General features: G+C 69.9%; 9 protein-coding genes. 2 read left to right on the forward strand and 7 right to left on the reverse strand.

The window, feature by feature from the left end; translation table 11 throughout:
- The 6 genes from JWP64_RS06510 to JWP64_RS06535 form a co-directional block, all read right to left on the reverse strand.
- On the reverse strand, positions 1-990 hold a 990-nt coding region (locus JWP64_RS06510), incomplete at its 3' end, for an Arm DNA-binding domain-containing protein (protein ID WP_297493537.1).
- A gap of 98 nt (positions 991-1088) precedes the next feature.
- Positions 1089-1637 (reverse strand): helix-turn-helix domain-containing protein, encoded by a 549-nt coding sequence (locus JWP64_RS06515; protein ID WP_297493539.1) that lies wholly within the window; start codon positions 1635-1637, stop codon positions 1089-1091.
- Between the two features lie 153 nt (positions 1638-1790).
- The gene (locus JWP64_RS06520) at positions 1791-2813 is read right to left on the reverse strand and encodes a zinc-dependent alcohol dehydrogenase family protein (protein WP_297493541.1); all 1023 of its coding nucleotides are present in this window, start codon (positions 2811-2813) and stop codon (positions 1791-1793) included.
- A 53-nt stretch (positions 2814-2866) separates the two neighbouring features.
- Positions 2867-3199 (reverse strand): carboxymuconolactone decarboxylase family protein, encoded by a 333-nt coding sequence (locus JWP64_RS06525; RefSeq protein WP_297493543.1) that lies wholly within the window; start codon positions 3197-3199, stop codon positions 2867-2869.
- A gap of 23 nt (positions 3200-3222) precedes the next feature.
- A complete protein-coding gene (locus JWP64_RS06530) occupies positions 3223-3600 on the reverse strand; it encodes a DUF2255 family protein (protein ID WP_297493545.1) in 378 nt (125 codons plus the stop codon).
- Positions 3597-4940, reverse strand: a complete 1344-nt coding sequence (locus tag JWP64_RS06535; protein WP_297493547.1) for an MFS transporter — start codon at positions 4938-4940, stop codon at positions 3597-3599. The genes JWP64_RS06530 and JWP64_RS06535 overlap by 4 nt, the downstream gene beginning before the upstream one ends.
- On the opposite strand from JWP64_RS06535, the gene JWP64_RS06540 reads away from it, so the two are divergent.
- Positions 4933-5295: a hypothetical protein gene (locus tag JWP64_RS06540; RefSeq protein WP_297493549.1), complete on the forward strand. Its 363-nt coding sequence runs from the start codon at positions 4933-4935 to the stop codon at positions 5293-5295. The genes JWP64_RS06535 and JWP64_RS06540 overlap by 8 nt on opposite strands.
- A 151-nt stretch (positions 5296-5446) precedes the next feature.
- On the opposite strand, the gene JWP64_RS06545 is transcribed toward JWP64_RS06540, so the two are convergent.
- Positions 5447-6361 (reverse strand): alpha/beta hydrolase, encoded by a 915-nt coding sequence (locus JWP64_RS06545; protein WP_297493552.1) that lies wholly within the window; start codon positions 6359-6361, stop codon positions 5447-5449.
- A gap of 228 nt (positions 6362-6589) precedes the next feature.
- On the opposite strand from JWP64_RS06545, the gene JWP64_RS06550 reads away from it, so the two are divergent.
- Positions 6590-7118 (forward strand): dihydrofolate reductase family protein (locus JWP64_RS06550; protein ID WP_297493555.1); only part of this gene is annotated, 529 nt, incomplete at its 3' end.

Genomic DNA, 7118 nt, shown 5'->3' on the forward strand with positions numbered 1-7118 from the left:
GACGACGACGCTGGTCTTCTTGCTGACCGCGGTGGTCATTCGGAGGCCGACGGCTGTCGCGTGTTCCACGATCTCGGCTCGACCGCGTTGCATCGTCCCGGTCAACACGACCTTGTCTCCCGGGCGACTACGTCTGGTCTTGCCGGTGGAGGATTGCGCTTTCCCGCCAGCGATCACACGGGTGCTCACGACCGTGATCGTTCCGGCCTCGGCGTCGAAGGCCGACCGGACCGCGCCGACTGCTTCCGAGCGCCGTACGCCGGTCGTCGCGAACAACAGCCACATCGCGTACAGGCGATCGCCCTGTACGTGGCGCAGAAATTGTCCCAGCTGTGCCGGGGTCCATGTGGAATGCGGCTGGCGTTCTGCTCGGGGAACCTCGGCCAGCGCGGCCGGGTTGGAACGGATGTACTTCGCGGCCGCTGCGTCACGTAGGGCTCGGTGGAGCATGACGTGGACGCTTGCCACGGCGCGCGCCGATAACCCGGTGGTCTGTACCGGCGGGATCCTGCCTGCTCTGTATCGCCGGATGGCGTTGGAGGCGGCGGAGTAGGTGACCCCGACCTTCTTGGCTAGATCCGTCGGCCGGACCGATCTGCCCGCTGCGGTCTCTGAAATCCACCACTCATACATCGCGTGGTTGGTCGCGCGCCGTCTATGGCCGTGTGTGAGGAGATGGAGGTAGAAGGCTGTGATGGTCGCCGGCTCGAGGTCCTGCAGCTTCCGCGAACCGATGACAGGGACCACGTAGGCGCGAGCGTAGGTCGAATAATTTGCGAACGTTGTGGGTTTGACGCTCATTTGGATGCCTGCGAGCCACTCGTCGAAGAACTCGCTGACAGTCCGCTTGGACGGGGCCACATAGGCGTCAGTGCGAAGCTCGGCGTTAGCCTCGGCGAGCGCATCCCACGCCGACTGCTCGGTCTCGAACCCAGACTTGGCTCGCTGCTGGCGCTTCCCCGTGAGAAGGTCGGCATCGAGGTCGATCATGTAGGCCCACTTGCTACCTCGCCGGTAGACCGTGCCCCGGAGGCCGCGCTGGGCACTGGTGCGCTTCCGGGCAGGCCCGCCGCTCCGCCTGTTGCCTGTCATGCGGCTTCGATCAGCTCGCGTAGCTGATCCCGTAGGACGTAGATTCGACCGCCCATCCGCTTGGACGGGATGATGCCGAGTTCGACATAGCGGTAGGCCGAGGCGCGGCTGATGCCGAGCAGTCGGGCCGCAGTCGGAACGGTGATGAGCACGGGGAGCCCCTCGAAGTCCTGGAGGAACTCGCCGACGCCGCCGCGGCCCAGGCCGGGGAGCTCCGCGACCAGGTCGCGTCCCTGACCGCCACCCTCCGCGCCCGCGACAGCGCCCTGGACGAGGAACGGGCGCAGCGCCGGAGCCTGGTCGAGGACCACCGCACCGAGCTGGCCGCCCGCGACGCCGCGCTGGCCGCGCGGCGCACCGAGCACCAGGCCGAACTCGACCGGATCCGGCGCGACACCACCGCCGCCCGACACCAGGTCGCGGCGGAACACGCCGAGACCGTCCGGGGGCTCCGCGCCGATCTCTCGGCCGCGGCGGAGCGCCGCGACACCGAGCACGCCCGCCAGCTCGCCGAGCTGCACCGGCAACTCGGCGCGGCTGATCACGAGATCGAGGTCCTCCGCGCGCCTGGCCAACCCCGTAGTCACTGACAACGGGTGACCTGCCCTGGGCGCGGCTGGGGCGAGCGGCAGCGACCCGTCATCCGATCCGAGGGTCACTGGCCGACCCCTTGGACGCACCAAGGTGGTCGACACGGCTCAGGGCTGGAGCAGGGTCTTGATGGCGCGGCGCTCGTCCATGGCGGCGTAGCCCTCGGCGGCCTGGTCGAGTGGGAGGGTCAGGTCGAAGACTTTGCCGGGGTCGATCCGGCGCTGCCAGATGAGGTCGATCATCTCGGGCAGGAACCGGCGCACCGGGGCGGGTCCGCCGTGCAGGTGGGTGGCGGAGAAGAACAGTTCCTCGCCGGGCAGCTGCACGCCGTGGGAGACCCCGACGTAGCCGACGTGCCCACCGGGCCGGGTGGAGCGGATGGCCTGCATCATCGACTCCTGGGTGCCGACCGCCTCGATCACCGAGTGGGCGCCCAGACCGTCGGTGAGGTCCTTGATCCGGGCGACGCCCTCGTCGCCGCGCTCGGTGACGATGTCGGTGGCGCCGAACTCGCGGGCGAGCTTCTGCCGGGGTTCGTGGCGGCTCATGGCGATGATCTGCTCGGCGCCGAGCTGCTTGGCCGCGAGCACGGCGAGCAGACCGACCGCGCCGTCACCAACGACGGCGACGGTCTTGCCCGGTCCTGCTTCGGCGGCGACGGCGCCGTACCAGCCGGTGCCGAGGACGTCGGAGGCGGCGAGCAGGCTCGGAATCAGGTCGACCGACGGGGTGTCGGGGGTGGCGACCAGGGTGCCGTCGGCCAGCGGGACACGCAACAGCTCGGCCTGCGCGCCACCGGCACCGACGTACTCGCTGTGCACGCACCGGCTCTGGTAGCCGGCCTGGCAGATGGGGCAGGTGTTGTCGGAGGCGAAGAACGAGCCGATGACGAACTGGCCCGGCTTGATCGTGGTGACGTCGTCGCCGATCTCCTCGACGACGCCGACGTACTCGTGGCCCATCGGGGTGGCCTGGTTGACGGGGTTGATGCCGCGGTAGTCCCACAGGTCCGACCCGCAGACGCAGGTGGCGGAGATGCGGATGATCGCGTCGGTGGGCTGGAGGATCTTCGGGTCGTCGCGCTCCTCGAAGCGCACGTCACCGGGGGCGTGGAGGACAGCTCCTCGCATGATGTTCTTCCTGCTTTCGAGTGTGGGTGCCGGTTGGTGTGCTGGTGCGGCGTTCAGGCCGCCTGGAAGACCTGCTTGGCCACGGCCATCGCCGACATGGCCTTGGGCCAGCCGGCGTAGAAGGCCAGGTGGGTGATCGCTTCGATCAGTTCGGTCTCGGTGGCGCCGTTGTCCTTCGCGAGCCCGAGGTGGTAGACGAGCTGCTCGGTGCTGCCGCTGGTCACCAGGCTCGCGACGGTGATCAGGCTGCGTTCCTTCGGTGACAGCTCGGTGCGCTCCCAGACCTGCCCGAACAGCACGTCGTCGGTGAGGCCGACCATCGCCGGGGCGAAGTCACCGAAGGCCTTCTGCGCGCCGGACGGTTCGGTCTTCTCGGTCTCTGCCATGGGGTGTCCCTTTCTGGTCGTGGTCAGTCGCGCGGGGTGAGCTGCAGGGTTGCCGGCCTCGCCTGCTCGGCGAGCATGGGCCGCAGGTAGGTGCTGCCGTAGCGGGCGTACTTGGCGCGGTAGGCCTCGTCGACAGCGGTGGTGGAGTTCTCGTCGGCGGAGTCGAAGGCGACGCCGCGCTCCATGCCGTTGGCGCGGATTCGACCGTTCGGCAGCTGGGTGGCGTGGCGGTACCAGGCGCCGTCGGTGCCGCGGTAGGACCGCACGAACAACTCGTTGCCGACGCGGACGGCCCAGATCGGCACCCAGGAGCGCAGTGACCCGTCGCGGCGGGCGGTGGTGATCTGCAGTTCGTCGGCGCCGTCGACGCGGTCGAGCTCGGCGGTGGTCCAGTCGGTCATGACGTCTCCTTCGCCGGGACAGGGTTGGTGACGGACGGGTTGGTGACGGACGGGGAGGTGCGCGGGGCCCGAAGCAGCAGGCTTGCGGCCGTGGCCAGGGCGACGATCCCGGCGGCGATCAGCAGGCTGGTGCGCACCCCGTCCAGGAAGGTGTCGGGGTCGGTGAGCAGGCCACCGAACACCGCGATGGCCAGCGCGCCACCGATCTGGCGGCTGGTGTTGAACAGTCCGCTGGCGGTGCCGGCGCGCCGGTCCGGGGCGTGGTCGAGCAGGACGGCCATGGTCGGGGGCATGACCAGCGGCCCGCCGAGACCCACAAGGATCATCAGCAGCCCGAGCGCCCAGGGTGGCGCTGTGGCCGGCATCAGGGCCAGGACGACCAGCCCGACCGTCATGGCGACCAGGCCGGTGGCGATGAGGGCCGGGCGGCCGTACCGCTGCCCGAGCCGGGCGGTGAACGGGGTCAGCGCCAGCCCGATCAGCATCATCGGCAGGAACACCACGCCGGTGCCCAGCGGAGAGAGGCCGCGGACCTGCTGCAGGTAGAGGCTGAACACGAACGGCAACCCGTAGTAGCCGATCATGAACGCGAACCCGATCATCACGGTGACCACAACCGGCCGGGACCGGAACAACTCCAGCGGGACCATCGGATGCGCCACGCGGGACTGCGTGAGCACGAACCCGACGAGCGCGCCGACGGCCACCACGAAAGCGACCACCACACGGGGATCACCGAAGCCGACCGCTCCGGCTTCGATCGCTCCGTAGGTGAGCCCGCCCATCGCCAGGACCGCGGTGACCTGACCGGCCCAGTCGAAGGCCGCCGGTCGGCGCGGCGAGGGCCGAGTGTGGGCCAGCAGCGCCAGCGCGATCGCTCCGACCGGCAGGTTGATGAAGAAGATCAGCCGCCAGTCGAGGACGTCGAGCACGCCGCCGAGCACCGGACCCGCCGACGAGGCCACCGCCCCGCCCATCGCCCACACCGCCAGCGCGCGGGCGCGCGGGCCGGGATCGGGGAACGCCTCGCGCAGCAGCGCCATCGCCGAGGGCATCATCACCGCGGCCGCCGCGCCCTGCACCAGCCGCGCCGCGACCAGGCTGGCCAGGGTCGGGGCCAGGCCGCAGGCCGCCGACGCCAGTACGAACACCACCAGGCCCAGCCCGAACGCGCGCCGTGCGCCGATCCGGTTGCTCAACGACCCGGCCGACAGCAGCAGGGCGGCGAACATCAGCGTGTAGCCGTCGACGACCCACTGCAGCCCGGTCACCCCGCAGCCCAGGTCCTGGCGGATCGATGGCAGCACCACGTTGACGATGACGGCATCGAGGGTGATCACGAAGAAGCCGAGGAGCGCGGCGGCCAGGGCCGCGGTAGGACGCTGCTATCTCGGCCTGAATGCGGGTCTCGTAGTGATGGACCGTGGACTCGTCCAGCTGGCCGGTGGCGCCAAGCGCGAAGAGCACCCCGAGCGCGAAACCCCATTCGTTTCCGGGTGGATCGGGCGGAAGGTCCTGCCTCTGCTCGACGCGCGCCAACGCGCCTTCGACCAGCTCGACCGGAGACGGCCTTGGGCGATCGTCGGTGTCCACCTCGCGATGATGCCCCGGTTGATCCCACCGCTGCACGTGCAGCGGGGCTCCGCCCGCACCCGACACCGCTCGGAGATCGGGGAAGTGCGGCGGGGGCGCTGATCTCCTCACGGCACGCCGAGACGGCCGCCAGCCCGAGGCCCCTGCCGCGCAGGCGAGACCTCAGTTCAAACCGGTCGTCTGCCGGGCCTGACTCTCATCGAACCTGGACATGGCCCGCACCGGCGGCATCCACCTCACCGTTGGCGTTTGATCAGCGCGACAGCGTGTCACAGATTGCCTGAACCACGGCGTCCGGGCGGAGCCAGACGATGCCCGAGTGCCCGGCATCGTCCAGGCGGCGAACGTGGGCTCGGGGGAGCGCCGCGGCCAGGTCGGTGTACAGCCGGTGCTTGGTCTGGTTGGACTCGGCCAGCGATGCGTGCGCTTCGGACGGCACCAGCTCCTCGGCGAACGTGTCGGTCCCCATGGCGGACACGAAGATCAGCGGCACGTCGGGATCGGGGCCGGCGTCGCGGACCTCGCCGAACAGCCGCGGCAGGTTCATCGGCTCCCGCAGGGACTGCCGGTAGCCCTCGCGGCTAAACCCCTGATCCAGCAGCGGTTCGCGGATCTCGGCGGGCCAGTCGGCGAGCGCCCGGCCGAACGTGGTCCGGTACGCGGTCCGCATCGCGTCCAGCTGCTCGGGCGGGAACAGGTCGTCGGTGTTCGAGTCCCGCAGCCGCTGCGCTTTCTCCTCCGACAGGTAGTCGACGATGTCCTCGTGAGTCGGGTCGAGCAGGACCAGGCCGACGACCTCGCCGGGGAATCGCTTCGCGTAAAGCCGCGCGTACAGGCCGCCGAGTGAATGCCCGACCAGCACGTACGGTCCGGGCACGGACGCGGCACGCAGCAGCTCGTGCAGATCATCGGTCACCTGCGTGCCGCTGCGCGGAAGGCCCACCACGTCGCTCCAACCCATGCCGAGCCGGTCGTAGATCACGCTCGTGGTGAACTCCGCGACGAGGTTGTGCACGTTCCAGTAGTACAGGCCGAACATCCCACCGCCGGCCAGGAACACCGCGGGCGGACCCCCGGTGCCGGACCGGTGCAGCAGCATCGCTCCGCCCGAGACCTCGTAGCGCATCCCCAGCGGGGGGCCGGCCACGCTCGCGATGTTCTCCACCATGCCCTGGCACTCCTGTCGTCGGGAACCTGGTCAACGCACCAGAGCCAGCGGACCTGCCGGGCCCCCGGATACATCGCTCCAGAAGATATCGGCCAGTCCTGGACCAACCAGCACCACCGAAACACTGAGCTCTTTCCAACCTGGTGGGAGGCGGGCGCGAGGCGCTGCGGCGCGGCGGCACCGGAAGGCGATCTTGGTGCTCTCCAGACCCGCTGACGATGAGTTTGGGTGAGCCGGGCGGTCTACTTCCCCATGGGCACTCTCAGCTACACGATGAACATCTCCCTCGACGGCTACATCGAGGACCTGACCGGCGGCATCGCCTTCTCCGAGCCGGACGAGGAGGTGCACCGCTTCGCCAACCAGCAGACCCGTGAGACGGCGGCGTTCCTGTTCGGCCGCGGCCTCTATGAGGTCATGGAGGAGTTCTTGACGGCGCCGGAGCGGGCCGACGGGCCCGAGGTGGAGGCGGAATTCGCCCGCGAGTACGCCGCGACGCCGCGGATCGTGTTCTCCGACTCGCTGGAGTCGGTCGCGCCCGGGTGCCGGCTAGTGCGCCGCGCCGATGCGATCGACGAAGTGGTCCGGCTCAAGAAGGAGACCGACGGCGACCTGTCCGTCGGCGGCGCCGGTCTGGCTGCATCGCTGCTGGACCTGATCGACGAGTTCCGCCCGAGGGTGGTGCCGGCCTTCATCGGCGGCGGCAAGCCGTACTTCCCGCTCGGCGCCGACCTGCGGCTGCGGCTGGTCGAGCAGC

Origin of the sequence: Pseudonocardia sp. (genome assembly GCF_025465255.1) — a bacterium.
GTDB lineage: Bacteria > Actinomycetota > Actinomycetes > Mycobacteriales > Pseudonocardiaceae > Pseudonocardia.